Here is an 18,417-nt window from a genome sequence, read left to right as displayed (position 1 = left end):
GGCGCCGTGTTCAACATGTTCGAGGAGCTGTTCTCGCCCGGCCGCAAGCACACCAACGACGAGCGCAAGCGCCTGGAGCTGACCCGCACCGACACGAGCGACGGAGATCCGGGCCGCGGCCCGATAGACCTCACGTCGGGCAAGGTCGTCGTCCGCCCGCCGCAGCCTCCGGAAGCGGAGTCCCCGGAAACGGAATCCGCGGAGGAGCGGATCCCGGAGCCGGACGAGGACGTCAGCTGACCTTCAGCTCCAGGATCCGGTCGTCGCCCTTCTCCGGCGTCCCGCGCGTGTCCGTCTCGCTCGTCACGAGCCACAGCTTGTCGCCGCCCGCCGCGACCACGGTGCGCAGCCGCCCGTACTTCCCCTCCAGGAACGACTGCGGATCATGGGCCGCCTTCGCCCCGTCGAGCGGAATCCGCCAGAGCCGCTCGCCGCGCAGCCCGGCCATCCAGATCGACCCCTTGGCGTACGCGATGCCGCTGGGCGAGGCGTCCGAGGTGTGCCACTGGGCGACCGGGTCGTGGTACTTCTCGTCGCCGCTCTTCCCCTCGGCGTCGGGCCAGCCGTAGTTGTCACCCGCCATGATGCGGTTCAGCTCGTCCCAGGTGTCCTGCCCGAACTCCGAGGCCCAGAGCCGCTTGTCCTCGTCCCAGGCCAGCCCCTGCACATTGCGGTGCCCGTACGAGTACACGGGGGAGTCGCCGAAGGGGTTGCCCGGCGCGGGCTCGCCCTCCGCGGTCAGCCGGAGGATCTTGCCGCCCGTCGACTTCTTGTCCTGCGCCAGCGGCTTGTCGTACGTCTCGCCGGTCCCCACGTACAGCAGCTTGTCCGGACCGAACGCGATCCGCCCGCCATTGTGGTTCGTGCCCTTGGGGATGCCACGGAACACGGTGTCGGGGGCGCCCAACTGCTCGCCGGAGGGCTTCTTCTCGTCGTAGATCATCCGCACGACGCGGTTGTCCGACTCCGTCGTGAAGTACGCGTAGACCATGTGGTCGGAGGCGTACGTGGGGGAGAGGGCGAGGCCGAGGAGCCCGCCCTCGCCCTCGGGCGCGACGCCGGGCACCTCGCCGAGCACGGTCTTCTTTCCGGTCTTCGTGTCGACACGCGTGATCGTCCCCTCGTCGCGGGACGAGACGAGCAGGTCGCCACCGGGCAGCTCGGCGAGCCCCCACGGTGACTTCAGGCCGTCCGTGACGGTCCGCTCGACGCGCACCGAGCCCTTCGCCGGAGGCACGTTCCCCTTGGGGGACGAAGAGCCGCCCGAACCGCCCTCACTCGGCGCGGACGTCGAGTCCTTGCTCGGCGAGGGGGAGTCGTCACCGGAGGAGCACCCGGCCGTGAGCAGGAGTGCGGCACAGGCGGTGAGGGCCAACGCGGGCCGCACAGCTGAACGTTGCACGATCAGGATCCCTTCGACGCGAAGCTCTGCCGTTCACACACTGCTCTACCGTCCAAACACCTCGCACGCCGCTCAGGTTCCCGAACCCCTCGCGGTGAACCCGGTCGCTCAGTCCCACGACCCCTGCGCCGCCGGAAGCCCCGCGATCTCCGTGAAGTCCTCCGCGGTGAGCCGCAGTTGCGTGGAAGCCGCGTTCTCCAGCGCCCAGCGCTCCTGCTTGGTGCCCGGCACCGGCACCACGCCCGCACCTTGCGCCGCCACCCAGGCGAGCGCCACCTGGGCCGGTGTCACGTGCTCGCCGTGGCGCGCGGCGACACGGCGCAGGCCCGCCACGATCGGCTGGTTCGCCGCCATCATCTCGGCGGTGAAACGGGGGTGGCGGGCGCGCAGATCGTCCGGCTCGAAGCCCCCTCCGGGGGTGAGCGTGCCGGTCAGGAACCCGCTGCCCAACGGCATCGCGGAGAGGAACCCGACGCCGCGCGCCGCGCACCACGGCAGCAGCGCCCCGAGCGCCTCAGGCGACCACACCGACAGCTCGGCCATGACCGCGCTGACCGGGAAGACCTGCTGGATCCGCTCCAACTGGCGGATCGTTCCGGCATGCCGCGCGGCCCGGCCACCGCGCCGCGAGCCCCGCGCGCCCACGGCGCAGAACCCGAGCGAGCGCACCTTGCCCGCGCTCACGAGCTCCGCCATCGCGCCCCATGTCTCCTCGACGGGAACCTCGGGGTCCTCGCGGTGCAGTTGGTACAGGTCGATGACATCGGTCTGCAGGCGCCGCAGCGACGCGTCGCAGGCCCGCTTCACATAACCGGGCCTGCCGTTGGCGACGATGTGCTGCTCGCCGACGAGCAGCCCCACCTTCGTCGACACGAAGGCGTCGGCCCGCCGCTCCTTGAGCACGCGGCCGAGCAGCAGCTCATTGGTGAAGGGCCCGTACATGTCCGCGGTGTCGACCAGGCTGCACCCGTGGTCCAGGGCGGTGTGCAGGGTGCGCAGGGACTCCTCACCGCGCTGCCGCGAGCCCGTGTACGCCCAGCTCATCGGCATGCAGCCGATTCCGACGGCACCCACGTCGAGGCCCGTCGCGCCGATCGCCTTGCGCGCACCACCTTGCTTCACGTGCCCGTGACCCTCCCCAGGGCCTGTCCGGCGGATCATGTCGCGGTCGCGAGGGCTGGCACGCACATCTGCGGCGTTGTCGTCAATCACCATCGCTCCGCGATGCCTCAATCCTCCGCCTTGCAGCTGCACGCACCAGCCCTCGCTCACCTGCACCGATCCATTACGGCCGCCCGTATGCGACCTGATCCGCCGGAAAGGCCCTGGCCCTCCGGCCCCTCCTGCCGAGGTCCCCAACCTAACCTCTGTACCTTCACTCGGTTGACATAGCCTCCTGGCCATGACTGGTGATGTGTGGCTGCCCTTCCGCGCCGATGAGATTCCGGACCTCCCGCAAGGGCTCAACTACCGCTTCTGGAACGGCGAACCCGACTTCCCGGCGGACCCCGCCGACTGCGCGTACTACGTCGTCCCCTACATGAAGCCGCCGGGCCTCGGCGTCCGCCCGATGCCCGAGATGACGTCCCTACGTGCTGTGCAGACGCTCTCCGCGGGGGTCGACCACGTACAGGGCGGGCTGAAGTACCTGCGCCCCGGCGTCCAGTTGTGCAATGCGCGGGGCGTGCACGACGCCAGCACCGCCGAGCTCGCGCTCACCCTGATCCTCGCCTCCCTGCGCGGCATCCCCGACTTCGTCCGTGGGCAGGACCGCGGCGAGTGGCGCGGCGGATTTCGGCCTGCGCTCGCCGACAAGCACGTCCTCATCGTGGGGTACGGCGCCATCGGCGGTGCCATCGAGGACCGGCTCACGCCGTTCGAGGTCGCGCGGGTGGCACGCGTCGCGCGCTCCGCACGTACAACGGAGCGCGGGCCCGTGCACCCGCTCACCGAACTGCCGGAACTGCTGCCGGAGGCCGATGTCGTCATCATGGTGACCCCGCTCACCGAGGACACCCGCGGCCTGGTGAACGCCGAGTTCCTCGCGCGCCTCAAGGACGGCGCGCTGCTCGTGAACGTCGGCCGCGGCCCGGTCGTCGACACCAAGGCCCTCCTCGCGGAACTGGAGACCGGCCGAATCACAGCGGCCCTCGACGTCACCGACCCCGAACCGCTGCCCCAGGAGCACCCGTTGTGGCAGGCTCCAGGGGTGCTCATCTCGCCGCACGTGGGCGGACCCACATCCGCCTTCCTGCCGCGGGCCAAGCGTCTCCTCGCCGCTCAGCTCACGCGGTTCGCGGCGGGGGAGCCGCTCGAGAACGTCGTGCTCACCATCGACGGGCGCAGCGACTGACACCTGGTCACCCCGCGACTCGGCACACCCCGCAGAGTCCGCGAACCACACCGGCCCCACGGGTAACTCCCGCGTCGCCGCACGGCGTTCGTCGGGCACGCTGTGCGCCCGCTCGGATGCACCCCGTGCCCACCCGCCGCCCGCATCGTGCCTGGTCGTCACGGAGAGTAGAGGAACTATGTCCCTGAGTGACGAGACTGGTGTATCGTCCCGACTGGGGCAGCGCCGTGCCAGCACGCGGCGCCGGGGAAGAGTGACGGACTGCGAGGGGGGCGACGGGCGATGCACGGCCTATGGGCGAACGATCCGACGCGACGGGGCCGCCGACGGCGGTCCTGTGCGCTGACCCGCGCGGCGATGCGGGGCCGAAGTCCCGGCTGCCGCAGGACGCATGTGCATCGGACCGGTCCGCGCGGCGGCCGCAGAAGGCATCAGCCGGCGGGCCAGGGGAAGGCGGACACGGGAGCCGCGCCGCGGACCGAGGCGGCCCGGTGAGCACGCACCCCACGCCGACGACGGCACTGGGCGCCTCGATGTACTCCGGCGGCCAGGCCCCCGCCCGCGCCCCGCAGCGGGGCGGCACGGGAGCCCAGTTGTTCCTCGCCCTGCTGTGCGCCGGCTTCGCGGTGGGGTCCGCGCTCGGCTGGGGATCGGACCGACTCGCCCTGATCATGGGTGACTTCGGCCTGAGCATCGCGGCGGCGATCGCCGCCGTGTCGAATTTCGTGTACGCGCGCAGCAGTCGCAGCCGCTTTCGACCCGCCTGGCTCCTGTTCGCCTTCTCCTCGCTCATGGCCAGCCTCGGCAACGGGGTGTGGGGTTGGTACGAGGTCGTCCTGCGCGAGCCGGTGCCCACGCCGAGCCTCGCCGACCTGTTCTTCCTCTGCTTCGCGCCGCCCGCCATCATCGGCCTGCTCGTCCTGGCCCGGCGGCCCGTCACCAAGGCCGGCTGGATCTGCCTCGCGCTCGACGCCTGGCTCATCGCCGGCTCCCTGGTCACCCTCTCCTGGAGCCTCGCCCTCGCGCACACCGCCGAGTTCGAGGGCCAGAGCGTCACCCGCACCGCGCTCTCCCTCGCGTATCCGCTGCTCGACATCGCCCTGGTCAGCATGGTGCTCGCGCTGCACTTCCGGCGCTCTCCCGGGAACCGCACGGCGGTGAACACCGCGATCGGCGCGCTCGCCCTCACCGTGATGTGCGACGCCCTGTTCACCTCGCCGCTGCTGCACGCCAGCTACCGCTCGGGCGAGATCCTGGACGCCGGCTGGTTCGCCGGCTCGCTGCTGCTCGCGTACGCGCCGTGGGTGGGGGCGCGGCGCGGTGTGCGCGAGGAGGACCACTCGCTCGGGCCCGGCGGCCGCTACCAGGTCAGCTACACCCGGCCCATCTCCGGCTCGCTGGCCGCGCTCACCCCGTATCTGGCCGCCGCCGTCTGCACGTTGGGCATTCTCTACAACGTGCTGAACGGGCATCGGGTGGACCGCGTCGTGCTCTTCACGGCCTGCACCGTCGTCCTGGCACTCGTCATGCGCCAGGGCATCATGCTGCTCGACAACATCACGCTCACCCAGGAACTGGCGCAGAAGGAGAACCACTTCCGCTCACTGGTCCAGGGCTCCAGCGACGTCATCATGATCGCCGCGCCGAACGGGACGCTGAGATACGTCAGCCCGGCCGCCGCGGGTGTCTACGGACGGGACGCCGAGGACCTCGTCGGCTCCGAGCTCGCGTCGATCATCCATCCCGAGGACCTCGGGCGTGTGATGCACGAGGTGCGCAGATTCCTCGCCGCGAGCCAGGTCGAGGAGCCCACTACGCGCATCGAATGCCGCTTCCGCTCCGGCACGGGCACCTGGCTGAACGTGGAGTCGACGGTCAACCGCCACCACGGCGGGCTGATCCTCAACAGCAGGGACGTGACCGAGCGGGTGCGTCTTCAGGCCCAGTTGCAGCACAACGCGGAGCACGACCCGCTGACCGACCTGCCCAACAGGTCGCTGTTCACCAGGCGGGTCGGACAGGCCCTCGCCGGGCGGCGGGCCGGCGACCTGGGCACCGCCGTGCTCTTCATCGACCTCGACGGCTTCAAGCAGGTCAACGACACGATCGGCCATCAGGCGGGCGACGAGCTGCTGGTCCAGGCGGCGAGAAGGCTGGCCGAATCCGTACGCGCCTCGGACACCGCGGCCCGGCTGGGCGGTGACGAGTTCGCGGCGCTGATCGTGGGTGACGGGGGGCGCGACCACACCGCGAGAGAACAGCAGATCTACGAGCTGGCCGACCGGCTCAGAATCACCCTGTCCCAGCCGTACTCGATCGACGGGCACGACGGTGTGCGGGTCGCCGCCTCCATCGGTGTCGCCTTCGCCGAGCCGGACATAGGGGCGGGCGAGCTGCTGCGCAATGCCGACCTGGCGATGTACCGGGCGAAGGCGGCGGGCAAGGGCCGCGTCGAGCTGTACGCGCCGCAGATGCAGGCCGACGTCGTACGCAAGGCGGAGCTGGCGACGCGGCTGCGATCGGCGCTGCACGAGGGCGAGTTCGCGCTGCTCCACCAGCCGATCGTCTCGCTCGACGACGGCCGGATCACGGCGGTCGCCGCGCAGGCCAGATGGCGCAGCGCGCAGGGCATCCTGTTCACGCCCGCCGAGTTCCTTCGGGTGGCCGACGACAGCGAGCGCACCGCGGAGCTCGGCCGCTGGATGCTGGAGGAGGCCGTCGAGCAGGCCGCCGAGCGCGGACACAGCGGGCATGCGACGCCGGTCGCGGTGCGGATCGGCGCCCGCAGACTCCTTGACCGGGCCATGCCGCTCGGCTCGATAGAAGCGCTCCTCACCCGGCACGGGCTGCCCTCGGGCGCGCTCGTGATCGAGCTGGCGGACAGCGATCCCAGAGTCCCGCTGGACGAGCTGGAGCGGCGTCTGACGGCGCTGCGCCGCCTCGGCGTCCGGATCGCGCTGGACGGATTCGGCAGCGGCTATGCGGCCATTACGGCGCTGCGTCGACTCCCCGTCGACGTACTGAAGCTGGACCGCTCGCTGATCGAGGGCGTCGTGGAGTCCGCGCGGCTGCACAAGATCACCAGCGGGCTGCTGCGGATCGCGGGCGACCTCGGACTCAACTCCGTGGCGGACGGTGTGGACCTGCCCGAGCAGGTCGCCGCGCTGCGTGCGATGGGGTGCACGCACGGGCAGGGCATGGCGTTCTCCGGGCCGCTCGACGAGTACCGGCTGCGTCGCGCGCTCACCTCGGGGGAGTATCCGGTCCCCGGGAGCTCCGCCGAGCCGGTGTTCGCGGGCTTCACCACCCTGCGCTCACATAATGAGACGGCCGTCCCACCCACTTGACACGCCCTGGGCGCCGGGGGGAGGGTCAGTGCCATGCGCACCCGAATTCTCGTACTTGGAAAGCGCGTCGGCTGACGCTGGGACCACTGGTTCGAACACCGGAAACCCAGCGACCGCACCCGGCGCGCTCCCCTCGCTTGCCTCACGGCACGGGGGGTTTTTTGTTGCACTGGTGCCGGTTCAGATCCGCCGCCAACCGCCCGACACACACGTAAGACCCTGCATAACCCTCGCAAAAACCCTCAGCATCGAGAAGAGAATGCCGATGACCGAGCAGGCCACCGGGGCCAGCCAGCCGCAGCCGCGGCCCCGTTCCGGAGGACAGCAGTCCGCCCCCGTCGAGCACGTCACGGGTGCGAAGTCCCTCATTCGCTCGCTTGAGGAGGTCGGGGTCGACACCGTATTCGGTATCCCCGGCGGCACGATCCTTCCCGCGTACGACCCGATGATGGACTCGAGCCGGGTGCGTCACGTGCTCGTCCGTCACGAGCAGGGCGCAGGCCACGCGGCCACCGGTTACGCGCAGGCCACCGGCAAGGTCGGTGTCTGCATGGCGACTTCGGGTCCGGGTGCGACCAACCTGGTGACGCCGATCGCCGACGCGATGATGGACTCGGTGCCGCTCGTCGCGATCACCGGCCAGGTCGTCTCCAAGGCGATCGGTACGGACGCCTTCCAGGAGGCGGACATCGTCGGCATCACCATGCCGATCACCAAGCACAGCTTCCTGGTCACGAAGGCCGAGGACATCCCGAAGGCGATCGCCGAGGCGTTCCACATCGCGGCCACCGGCCGCCCCGGCCCGGTCCTCGTGGACATCCCGAAGGACATCCTGCAGGCGCAGACGACGTTCACCTGGCCGCCGCAGCAGGACCTGCCCGGCTACCGCCCGGTGATGAAGCCGCACGCCAAGCAGATCCGCGAGGCCGCGAAGCTGATCACAAATGCGAAGCGGCCCGTCCTCTACGTCGGTGGCGGCGTCCTCAAGGCGCAGGCCACCGCCGAGCTCAAGATGCTCGCCGAGCTCACCGGAGCGCCCGTCACCACCACCCTGATGGCGCTCGGCGCATTCCCCGACAGCCACCCGCTGCACGTGGGAATGCCGGGCATGCACGGTGCGGTCACCGCCGTCACCGCGCTGCAGAAGGCCGACCTGATCGTCGCCCTCGGAACCCGCTTCGACGACCGCGTCACCGGCAACCTGGACAGCTTCGCCCCGTACGCGAAGATCGTGCACGCCGATATCGACCCGGCGGAGATCGGCAAGAACCGCGTCGCCGACGTGCCGATCGTCGGGGACGCCCGCGAGGTCATCGCCGACCTGATCCAGACGGTCCAGAAGGAGCACAGCGACGGTCACACGGGCGACTACAGCGCCTGGTGGAACGACCTCAACCGCTGGCGCGAGACGTACCCGCTGGGCTACGACCAGCCCGCGGACGGCTCGCTCTCCCCGCAGCAGGTCATCGAGCGCATCGGCCAACTCGCCCCCGAGGACACGATCTTCGCGGCGGGCGTCGGCCAGCACCAGATGTGGGCCGCGCACTACATCCAGTACGAGAAGCCCGCCACCTGGCTGAACTCGGGCGGCGCCGGAACCATGGGCTACGCGGTGCCCGCCGCGATGGGCGCCAAGGCCGGCGCGCCGGACAGGCCGGTCTGGGCGATCGACGGCGACGGCTGCTTCCAGATGACCAATCAGGAGCTGACCACCTGCGCCCTGAACAACATCCCGATCAAGGTCGCCATCATCAACAACGGCGCCCTCGGGATGGTCCGCCAGTGGCAGACGCTGTTCTACAACCAGCGCTACTCGAACACCGTGCTGCACGCGGGCCCGGACGGCGAGACCCCGCCCAACAAGGGCACCCGTATCCCGGACTTCGTGAAGCTGAGCGAGGCCATGGGCTGCTACGCCATCCGCTGTGAGCGCCCCGAGGACCTCGACAAGTGCATCGAGGAGGCGAACTCGATCAACGACCGCCCGGTCGTGGTCGACTTCATCGTCCACGAGGACGCCATGGTGTGGCCGATGGTCGCCGCCGGCACCTCCAACGACGAGATCATGGCCGCTCGGGACGTCCGTCCCGACTTCGGCGACAGCGAAGACGACTGAGACGCCGAGACGTAGAGAGAGACCAAGAGATATGTCCAAGCACACGCTCTCCGTCCTGGTCGAGAACAAGCCCGGTGTCCTGGCCCGGATCACCGCCCTCTTCTCGCGCCGCGGCTTCAACATCGACTCGCTCGCCGTCGGCGTCACCGAGCACCCCGACATCTCGCGCATCACCATTGTCGTGAATGTCGAATCGCTCCCGCTCGAACAGGTCACGAAGCAGCTCAACAAGCTGGTCAACGTCCTGAAGATCGTCGAGCTGGAGCCCGACGCGGCCGTGGCCCGCGAGCTGGTGCTCGCCAAGGTCCGCGCCGACAACGAGACGCGCTCGCAGATCGTCGAGATCGTCCAGCTGTTCCGCGCCAAGACCGTGGACGTCTCCCCGGAGGCCGTCACCATCGAGGCCACCGGCTCCAGCGACAAGCTGGAGGCGATGCTCAAGATGCTGGAACCCTTCGGCATCAAGGAGCTCGTCCAGTCCGGCACCATCGCGGTCGGCCGCGGCTCGCGCTCCATCACCGACCGGAGCCTGCGGGCGCTCGACCGCACCGCGTAACCGCGCGGCACCACCGCGCGCCCTCTCGCATGGCGAGACCTGAAAACTTCCCTTCCGCACCCCGCCGTACGGTGGGACGTAACACCAGCACACCAAGGAGAACCCCAGTGGCCGAGCTGTTCTACGACGACGATGCCGACCTGTCCATCATCCAGAACCGCAAGGTCGCGGTGATCGGCTACGGCTCCCAGGGCCACGCCCACGCGCTCTCGCTGCGCGACTCGGGCGTCGACGTGCGCGTCGGTCTGCACGAGGGCTCCAAGTCCAAGGCCAAGGCCGAGGAGCAGGGCCTGCGCGTGGTCACGCCGTCCGAGGCCGCGGCCGAGGCCGACGTCATCATGATCCTCGTCCCGGACCCGATCCAGGGCCAGGTCTACGAGGAGACCATCGCCCCGAACCTGAAGGACGGCGACGCGCTGTTCTTCGGCCACGGCCTGAACATCCGCTACGGCTTCATCAAGCCCCCGGCCGGCGTGGACGTCTGCATGGTCGCCCCGAAGGGCCCGGGCCACCTCGTGCGCCGTCAGTACGAGGAGGGTCGCGGCGTTCCGTGCATCGCGGCCGTCGAGCAGGACGCCACCGGCAAGGGCTTCGAGCTGGCCCTCTCCTACGCGAAGGGCATCGGCGGCACGCGCGCCGGCGTCATCAAGACGACCTTCACCGAGGAGACCGAGACCGACCTGTTCGGTGAGCAGGCCGTCCTCTGTGGTGGCACGGCCGCGCTGGTCAAGGCCGGCTTCGAGACGCTGACCGAGGCCGGTTACCAGCCGGAGATCGCGTACTTCGAGTGCCTGCACGAGCTGAAGCTCATCGTCGACCTCATGTACGAGGGCGGCCTGGAGAAGATGCGCTGGTCGGTCTCCGAGACCGCCGAGTGGGGCGACTACGTCACCGGCCCGCGGATCATCACGGACGCCACCAAGGCCGAGATGAAGAAGGTCCTCGCCGAGATCCAGGACGGCACGTTCGCCCAGCAGTGGATGGACGAGTACCACGGCGGTCTGAAGAAGTACAACGAGTACAAGACCCAGGACGAGAACAGCCTCCTGGCGACCACCGGCAAGGAGCTGCGCAAGCTCATGAGCTGGGTGAACGACGAAGAGGCCTAGGCCTCACGACAACGGGCCGCGGCCGATGCCGCGGCCCGTTGTCCATTCCGTCCAGCCTCGGACGGGTGATCCTTCCGAGGAGGCGTAAGAAGCCCTCCTCAGCGCCACTACACTGCTGACTACATTCGCGTTGGGCCCACAGCGTCGTGCGTCTTAATCGCGGCAAGCACCCTCCACCGCCTGCGGCCGTCGGGACGGCCGTCCGCAATGGACCTGTGAGGACTCACGTGAGCACTGCTGCCAACGGCAAACCCGTCGTACTCATCGCCGAAGAGCTGTCGCCTGCGACGGTCGACGCCTTGGGCCCGGACTTCGAGATCCGCCAGTGCAACGGCGCGGACCGGGCTGCTCTGCTGCCCGCCATCGCCGACGTCGACGCGATCCTGATCCGCTCGGCCACCAAGGTCGACGCCGAGGCGATCGCCGCCGCGAAGAAGCTGAAGGTCGTCGCACGAGCCGGCGTCGGCCTCGACAACGTCGACGTGTCCGCCGCCACCAAGGCAGGCGTGATGGTCGTCAACGCGCCGACCTCCAACATCGTCACCGCCGCTGAGCTCGCCTGCGGTCTGCTCATCGCCACCGCGCGCAACATCCCGCAGGGCTCGCAGGCCCTCAAGGCCGGCGAGTGGAAGCGCAGCAAGTACACGGGCGTCGAGCTCGCGGAGAAGACGCTGGGTGTCGTGGGCCTGGGCCGCATCGGTGCCCTCGTCGCGCAGCGCATGTCCGCCTTCGGCATGAAGGTCGTCGCGTACGACCCGTACGTGCAGCCCGCGCGCGCCGCGCAGATGGGCGTGAAGGTCCTCACCCTCGACGAGCTGCTCGAGGTCTCGGACTTCATCACCGTCCACCTCCCCAAGACCCCCGAGACCCTCGGTCTCATCGGCGACGAGGCGCTGCACAAGGTCAAGCCGAACGTGCGCATCGTCAACGCCGCGCGCGGCGGGATCGTCGACGAAGAGGCGCTGTACTCGGCGATCAAGGAGGGCCGCGTCGCGGGCGCCGGCCTCGACGTGTACGCGAAGGAGCCCTGCACGGACTCCCCGCTGTTCCAGTTCGACCAGGTCGTCTGTACCCCGCACCTCGGCGCCTCCACGGACGAGGCGCAGGAGAAGGCGGGCGTCGCCGTCGCCAAGTCGGTGCGCCTCGCGCTCTCCGGCGAGCTCGTGCCGGACGCGGTGAACGTCCAGGGCGGCGTCATCGCCGAGGACGTCAAGCCGGGCCTGCCGCTCGCCGAGCGTCTCGGCCGGATCTTCACGGCGCTCGCGGGCGAGGTCGCGGCCCGCCTCGACGTCGAGGTGTACGGCGAGATCACCCAGCACGACGTGAAGGTGCTCGAACTCTCCGCGCTCAAGGGCGTGTTCGAGGACGTCGTCGACGAGACGGTGTCGTACGTCAACGCCCCGCTGTTCGCGCAGGAGCGCGGCGTCGAGGTCCGTCTGACGACCTCGTCCGAGTCGCCCGAGCACCGCAACGTCGTCACGGTGCGCGGCACCCTCGGCAGCGGCCAGGAGGTCTCGGTCTCCGGCACGCTCGCGGGCCCGAAGCACCTGCAGAAGATCGTCGCGGTCGGCGAGTACGACGTGGACCTGGCGCTCGCCGAGCACATGGTCGTCCTGCGCTACGAGGACCGTCCGGGCGTCGTCGGCACGGTGGGCCGTGTCCTCGGCGAGGCGGGCATCAACATCGGCGGCATGCAGGTCTCGCGCGCCGACGTCGGCGGCGAGGCCCTCGCGGTCCTGACCGTGGACGACACGGTGCCGCAGTCGGTTCTCAACGAGCTGGCCGCCGAGATCGGCGCGACCTTGTCGCGGTCCGTCAACCTCGTCTGAGTCCTGACGGCGCACTGCCAGAGCTGAACCGAGGGCCGGGTCATCCACGGGTGACCCGGTCCTCGTGCGTTCAGCTCGTGTCTTTAGCCGGAAGCGCTCGTCTCCGGTTCGATCAGGCCCTCGCGGTAGGCGATGCCCACGGCCTCGGTGCGGCTCGCGGCGCCCAGCTTGGCCAGGATGTTCGAGACGTGGACGCTCGCGGTCTTGCCGCTGATGAACAGCTCCTCGCCGATCTGGCGGTTGGTACGCCCCCGACCGAGCAGCCGCAGCACGTCGCTCTCCCGGGCGGTCAGTGCGGCGATGCGGTCCCCGGCGGCGAGGCGGCCCCGCCGGATCAGGGTGTCCAGGGCCGCGCGCAGCGGCTCCGCCCCGAGCCGTACGGCCGTGTCCCGGGCCGCGTAGGCCTGCTCGGTGGCCTCCTCGCGGCGGTCGTCGGTGAGCAGGGCCTCGGCCAACCGCCGTTGGCAGCGGGCCAGTTCGTACGGATCGCCGTAGTCGAACGCCGTCACGGCCCGCTCCCAGGCCGCGACGTCGGGACCGGTCGCGGCGCGGATCCGCTCGGCCTCGGCGCGGGCCAGCCAGGCCAGGCCCTCGGGGCCCTGCTCCGTGCCGTCCTCACCGTGGGCCGCCGTGTCGCGGGCCAGCTCCACCAGCTCGGTGGCGGTCCCCGCCCAGCGGTCCGCGCCCGCCGTGTCGCCGGACAGGCGGGCCTCCTCCGCCGCGTCCGCGACGGCCGCCAGGGCCAGCGCGGCGAGCCGCACCACGACGTCGGGCCGCGCGCCCCCCGCGACATCGGTGAGTGAATCGACCGACGCGCGCATCTGCCGTACACAGTCCTCGGCGGCGCCGCGCAGCGCCGCCGCGTCGGTCAGCACGATCGCGGCGACGAGCGCCGCCATCCAGTCGAAGTGCTGGTCGAGCAGCCCCCGCGCCCCGGTGACGGCCGCGTCGTACTCGCCGCGGGCCAGGGCCACGTACAGTGCGGGCGCGATCGCGAACCCGCCCGCGGGCGGCAGCAGTTCGGTGTCGGCGGCCGCCGCACGCGCGCACTCGTCCCAGCGGCCCAGGGTGTAGAGCAGCAGGGACTGCAGGTAGCGCAGTTCCAGGGCGTACGGCGAGGTGAGGAGGCCTGCGCGGCGGGCGAGGTCGAGGCCGTCCGTGAGCCAGGGCAGGCACCCGTCCAGGTCGCCGGATTCGTAACAGCCGACGGCGAGGTTGTACAACGCCCGCATCTCCACGCCGAGGTTCCCGGCGGCGCCGGCCAGCTCACGGGCGCTGAGCAGGCGGTCCCGGCCCTGCTGGGTACGCCGGTTGTTTGCCTCCAGGACGACCAGCGAGATCATCAAGTCGGCCTGGGCGTCGGCCAGTTCGAGCCGTTCCGCGACGTCGAGCGCCTGCCGGGCGACCCGCTCGGCGTCCTCGTTCCGGCCCACGTGCCGCGCGGTCAGGACATGGGTCGCGGCGGCCCACACCCAGGTGCCCGAGGGCGGCTCGGCCGGGATCAGTGCCAGCGCCTCACTGCTGTACGTGAACGCGGCCTCCAGGTGGTCGATCCGGATCAGATTGCCCGCGAGGGTGTAGCGCACGCGCGCCGCGAGTTCGGAGTCGGCGTCGGAGCCGGCCCGGGCGAGCGCGGAGCGGGTGAGCTGGACCGCGCGATGGGGGTCGCCCGCGCGGGCGGCGGCGGCCGAGGCGCGCAGGGTGAGGGTGGTCGTGTCGCCGGCATCGGGGCGTGCGGACGGGTCCACCACGGCCAGAAGTTCCAGCGCGGCCTCCAGGTGCCGCAGCTCCTCGGCGGGCGCGCCGACGCGCTGGGCGTGGTCGGCGGCTTCGAGGGAGGCGGCGAGGGCGTCGGCCAGGTCGTGGCTCTCGCGCGAGTGATGGGCGCGCTCGGCCGCGCTCTGCGGCGAACGGCCCTCGCCCGCGAGGAGCGCGGCGAACCGCCCGTGCAGCCGGACCCGTTCACCGGGCAGCAGGTCCGCGTACACGGCCTCGCGGGTGAGTGCGTGCCGGAACGAGTACGTCGCGTCGTCGCCCGGCACGAGGAGCTGGCGTCCGACGGCCTCGCGCAGCGCCGACTCCAGCTCCTCCTCGGGCAGTTGTACGGCGGCCCGCAGCAGCTCGTGCCCGACCCGGCGGCCCGCGACGGCCGCCGTGCGCAGGACCTGCTGGGCGGTCTCGGTGAGTTGCTCGATCCGGATGAGGAGCACGTCTGCCAGGCCGCTGGGCATGGAGAGGGAGTCGGCCCCCTCGTCGTCGCCGGGCAGTGCGGCGAGCAACTCCTCGGCGTAGAAGGCGTTTCCCTCGGCGCGGTCGACGATGCGGCGGACCGTGCCGTCGGGCACCGGGCCTGTGCGTCGTGCGCGTACGAGCCGGGCCATGTCCGCGTCGGCCATCGGGCGCAGGTCGAGACGGTCGACGGCGGGCAGCCTGATCAGCTCGGCGAGCAGCGGCCGCAGGGGGTGGCGGCGGTGCAGGTCGTCCGCGCGGTACGAGGCGAAGACCGCGAGGCGGCGGCGCGGGCCGCCCGGCGCGGGCCGCTGCAGGACGCCCCGGCTGAGCAGGAAGCGGAGCAGGTCGCGGGAGGACTGGTCGGCCCAGTGGAGGTCCTCGACGACCAGGAGCAGCGGGGCCAGGTCGGCCAGGTCGGCGAGGAGCCCGGCGACGCCCTCGAAGAGCTGGAGGCGGCTGCCCGGGTCGGGCGCGGGGCCTGCCCCCGAGGCCCCGCCGATGAGCCGGTCCACCGCGGGGTACGCGGCGAAGGCCGGGGCGAGCCTGTCGTCGGCGGCCGCCGCGCCGAGGATCTCCGTGAACGGGAGGTACGGCAGGCCCACGTCGCCGAGGTCCACGCAGTGGCCGGTCAGGACGGTCAGGCCGGTGGCGACGGCGTGCGCCGCGGCCTCCGTCAGCGCCCGGGTCTTGCCGACGCCGGCGTCCCCCGCCACCAGGACGGCGCGGGGGTCGCCGGCCGCGGCCCGCTCCAGGACGCCGGTGAGCCGGGCGAGTTCGTCCGCCCGGCCGATGAACGGCGTATCGAATGTCTGAGCCACGGGCCCATCCTGGCACGGTCCTGGCGCGGTCCATCCTGACCGGAGGGCGCTGGCGAGGGCTGCCGGAGCGCTGCCCGCGCTGTCAGACCGTCGCCTTCTCGCCCGGCGCCGCGTCGGGGGCCGTGTCTTCGTCGGCCGCCGCGGTCTCGCGGACCACCACCTTGCGCAGGGTCGCCACGGAGAGGACCGCGGCGGCCAGGAGCAGGACCGCCCCGGCGATCGCCGCCGCCTGCATGCCGTCGGTGAAGGCCTCCCGTGCGGCGGCCGTCAGGGCCCGGCCCGCGTCGCCCGGCAGCTTCCCGGCGACCGCGAGGGCGCCGCCCAGCGTTTCGTGGGCCGCGGCCGGGGCGTCGGCGGGGACGCCGTGGCGGTAGACGGCCGTACCGATGGAGCCCAGGACGGCCATGCCGAGGGCGCCGCCGAACTCGGCTCCCGTCTCCAACAGGGACGCGGCGGAGCCCGAGTTGGCGACCGGGACGGCGCCCAGCGCCAGGTCCATCATCTGGGACATCACGGTCACGATTCCGGAGGCGAGGACACCCGCGCCGGCCAGGACCAGCCAGAGCGAGTCGGTGCCGGCCAGGGCGAGCAGCGCGTATCCGCAGGCGGCGACGGTGAAACCGCCGGCGACGACATGGGCGCGGTGCACACCCTTCGCGACGAGCCGCGCCGAGACGGGAGCCGCCACACCGACCAGGACGGTGGGCAGCAGCGACCAGAGGGCGGCCGCCATGGAGCTCTTGCCGAGCACGGACTGGAGGTACTGCGTGGTGAAGTACGCCGAGCCCATCATGCCGAAGGAGGAGACGAGGTTCAGGACGACTCCGGGGGCGAATCCCCGGCCGCGGAACAGGGCGGGGGAGACCAGCGGCGACTTCGCGGTGCGCTGGCGGTGCACGAACAGGGCGGCGAACAGCAGCCCCACGGTGATCGAGACGACGTACCGCACGTTCCAGCCCTCGGACGGGATCTCCTTGATGCCGTAGATGACGGGCAGTACGGCGGCCATCGACAGCGGCACGCTGAGCAGGTCGAAGCGGCCGGGCTCCGGGTTCCTGGACTCCGGCAGCAGGACCGGGCCGAGGGCCAGGAGCAGCACCATCGCGGGCAGGTTGACGAGGAAGACCGAGCCCCACCAGAAGTGCTCGACGAGGACTCCGCTCATCACCGAACCGAGGGCGATGCCGCCGGTCATGACGCCGGACCACATGCCGATGGCCTTCGCGCGCTGGCCGGGGTCGGTGAACATCGTGCGGACGATTCCCATGGTGGACGGCATGAGCGTCGCGCCGCCGACCCCGAGGAGCGCGCGGGCGGCGATGAGCGTCTCGGCGCTGTTCGCGTACGCGGCCAGGAGCGAGGCGGTGCCGAAGGCGGCGGCGCCGATCAGGAGCAGCTTGCGGCGCCCGATGCGGTCGCCGAGCGAGCCCATCGTCATCAGCAGGCCGGCGAGCACGAACGCGTAGATGTCGAAGATCCACAGTTGCTGGGTGCCGCTCGGCTCCAGGTCGGCGCTGATCTGGGGGATCGCGAAGTAGAGGACGGAGACGTCCATCGAGACCAGGAGCAGCGGAAGCATCAGCACGCCGAGGGCGGTCCACTCGCGGCGCCCCGCGAGGGAGTCGGCGGGTGGGGTGGTGCTCGTCGGGTTCGTCATGGCAGGAACTGTACGAGCGTCTTAAACGCTTGTCTAGTACGAGTGTGTAGGACATGCGTTTAAGACGTGCGTCTGAATTCCGGTTAGAGTGGGGCCATGGGACATCGTGAGGATCTGCTCGAAGGCGCCAAGCGCTGCCTGCTGGAGAAGGGGTTCGTGCGTACGACGGCGCGCGACATCGTCAAGGAGTCGGGGGCGAACCTGGCGTCGATCGGCTACCACTACGGGTCGAAGGACGCGCTGCTGGCGCAGGCCTACCTCGTACTGGCCGAGGAGTCCGGCGACGCCTTCGACCGGGGTGATCTGACGGCTCCGGCCGGCTCCCTGGAGCGCTTCCAGGAGGTGTGGGGCAATGTCATCGAGAGCCTGGGCAGGCCCGGCACCATGTGGCATCTGGGCATGGAACTCGTGGTGATGGGCGACAAGTTGCCCGCCGTGCGGGAGATCGTGGCGAAGGCCCAGGGCGAGGGCGGCCGTGGGGTCATCCCCGCGTTCATGGGTGGCGAGGAACCGCCGGTCGACCACCCCAGCGTCGGCACCCTCGGCAAGCTCTACATGACGCTGATGACCGGGCTCATCGCGGAGTACATGCTCGACCCGGAGAGCGCGCCGAGCGCCGAGGAACTCACCGAGGGAATGCGTCGGTTGATCACGGCCGCACAGTCCACGGAAGTCTCACAGCCGTGACGCCTTCAGCCCCATGTGGAGGAGCAGCCGGTCCTCGCCCTCGTCCAGGTCGAGCCCGGTGAGCTGTTCCACCCGCGACAGCCGGTAGTACAGCGTCTGGCGGTGGATGCCGAGGGCCGCGGCCGTGCGGCCCGCCTGGCCCGCGCAGTCGAGGAACATCTCGGCGGTGCGCGCCAGTTGACGGTGGGCGGGGGAGAGCAGGGGCGCGACCGCGGGGTCGTGCGCGGCCTCCGCGGGGAGCGCGGTCAGCAGCCGGTACGGGCCGATCGACGACCACTGCGCGTCGGGGCCGAGCCGCGGGTCGGCCAGCG

General features: G+C 71.1%; 13 protein-coding genes. 8 read left to right on the top strand and 5 right to left on the bottom strand.

Features of this window, described 5'->3' with window-relative positions; all coding sequences use genetic code 11:
- The first annotated feature begins 6 nt into the window (after positions 1–6).
- Positions 7–240, top strand: a complete 234-nt coding sequence (locus tag OKJ99_RS17230; RefSeq protein WP_326017218.1) for a DUF6191 domain-containing protein — start codon at positions 7–9, stop codon at positions 238–240.
- Here OKJ99_RS17230 and OKJ99_RS17225 read toward each other — a convergent pair.
- Both OKJ99_RS17225 and OKJ99_RS17220 read right to left on the bottom strand, forming a co-directional pair.
- Entirely contained in the window at positions 233–1,402 is a 1,170-nt protein-coding gene (locus tag OKJ99_RS17225; RefSeq protein ID WP_326017216.1) for a PQQ-dependent sugar dehydrogenase, read from the bottom strand. The genes OKJ99_RS17230 and OKJ99_RS17225 overlap by 8 nt on opposite strands.
- Positions 1,403–1,510: 108 nt before the next feature.
- Entirely contained in the window at positions 1,511–2,563 is a 1,053-nt protein-coding gene (locus tag OKJ99_RS17220; protein ID WP_326017214.1) for an aldo/keto reductase, read from the bottom strand.
- 241 nt (positions 2,564–2,804) lie between these two features.
- On the opposite strand from OKJ99_RS17220, the gene OKJ99_RS17215 reads away from it, so the two are divergent.
- From OKJ99_RS17215 to serA, 6 genes are all read left to right on the top strand, one after another.
- Entirely contained in the window at positions 2,805–3,755 is a 951-nt protein-coding gene (locus tag OKJ99_RS17215) for a 2-hydroxyacid dehydrogenase (protein WP_326017212.1), read from the top strand.
- 491 nt (positions 3,756–4,246) lie between these two features.
- Positions 4,247–7,102 (top strand): putative bifunctional diguanylate cyclase/phosphodiesterase, encoded by a 2,856-nt coding sequence (locus OKJ99_RS17210; RefSeq protein WP_326017211.1) that lies wholly within the window; start codon positions 4,247–4,249, stop codon positions 7,100–7,102.
- A 259-nt stretch (positions 7,103–7,361) separates the two neighbouring features.
- Positions 7,362–9,218: an acetolactate synthase large subunit gene (locus OKJ99_RS17205; protein ID WP_326017209.1), complete on the top strand. Its 1,857-nt coding sequence runs from the start codon at positions 7,362–7,364 to the stop codon at positions 9,216–9,218.
- Between the two features lie 31 nt (positions 9,219–9,249).
- Positions 9,250–9,774 carry an acetolactate synthase small subunit gene (gene ilvN / locus OKJ99_RS17200; RefSeq protein WP_266714397.1) on the top strand — a complete coding sequence of 175 codons (525 nt, stop codon included), beginning with the start codon at positions 9,250–9,252 and terminating at the stop codon, positions 9,772–9,774.
- Between the two features lie 107 nt (positions 9,775–9,881).
- The gene (gene ilvC, locus OKJ99_RS17195; RefSeq protein ID WP_326017207.1) at positions 9,882–10,883 is read left to right on the top strand and encodes a ketol-acid reductoisomerase; all 1,002 of its coding nucleotides are present in this window, start codon (positions 9,882–9,884) and stop codon (positions 10,881–10,883) included.
- Positions 10,884–11,110: 227 nt separating this feature from the next.
- Complete coding sequence (gene serA / locus OKJ99_RS17190; protein ID WP_326017205.1) at positions 11,111–12,712, top strand: phosphoglycerate dehydrogenase; 1,602 nt, start codon at positions 11,111–11,113, stop codon at positions 12,710–12,712.
- An 83-nt stretch (positions 12,713–12,795) separates the two neighbouring features.
- On the opposite strand, the gene OKJ99_RS17185 is transcribed toward serA, so the two are convergent.
- Complete coding sequence (locus tag OKJ99_RS17185; RefSeq protein WP_326017203.1) at positions 12,796–15,762, bottom strand: helix-turn-helix transcriptional regulator; 2,967 nt, start codon at positions 15,760–15,762, stop codon at positions 12,796–12,798.
- An 82-nt stretch (positions 15,763–15,844) separates the two neighbouring features.
- Positions 15,845–17,419, bottom strand: coding sequence for an MFS transporter (locus tag OKJ99_RS17180; RefSeq protein WP_326017201.1), 1,575 nt, complete (start codon positions 17,417–17,419; stop codon positions 15,845–15,847).
- A 96-nt stretch (positions 17,420–17,515) separates the two neighbouring features.
- On the opposite strand from OKJ99_RS17180, the gene OKJ99_RS17175 reads away from it, so the two are divergent.
- On the top strand, positions 17,516–18,106 hold the full coding sequence (locus OKJ99_RS17175) for a TetR/AcrR family transcriptional regulator (RefSeq protein WP_326017200.1): 591 nt from the start codon (positions 17,516–17,518) through the stop codon (positions 18,104–18,106).
- On the opposite strand, the gene OKJ99_RS17170 is transcribed toward OKJ99_RS17175, so the two are convergent.
- On the bottom strand, positions 18,095–18,417 hold a 323-nt coding region (locus OKJ99_RS17170; RefSeq protein ID WP_326017198.1), incomplete at its 5' end, for a PucR family transcriptional regulator. The genes OKJ99_RS17175 and OKJ99_RS17170 overlap by 12 nt on opposite strands.

This window comes from Streptomyces endophyticus (genome assembly GCF_035798155.1).
GTDB lineage: Bacteria > Actinomycetota > Actinomycetes > Streptomycetales > Streptomycetaceae > Streptomyces > Streptomyces endophyticus.
Note: the sequence above shows the minus strand (reverse complement) of the source record. Positions and strands in the feature narration are given on the sequence as shown.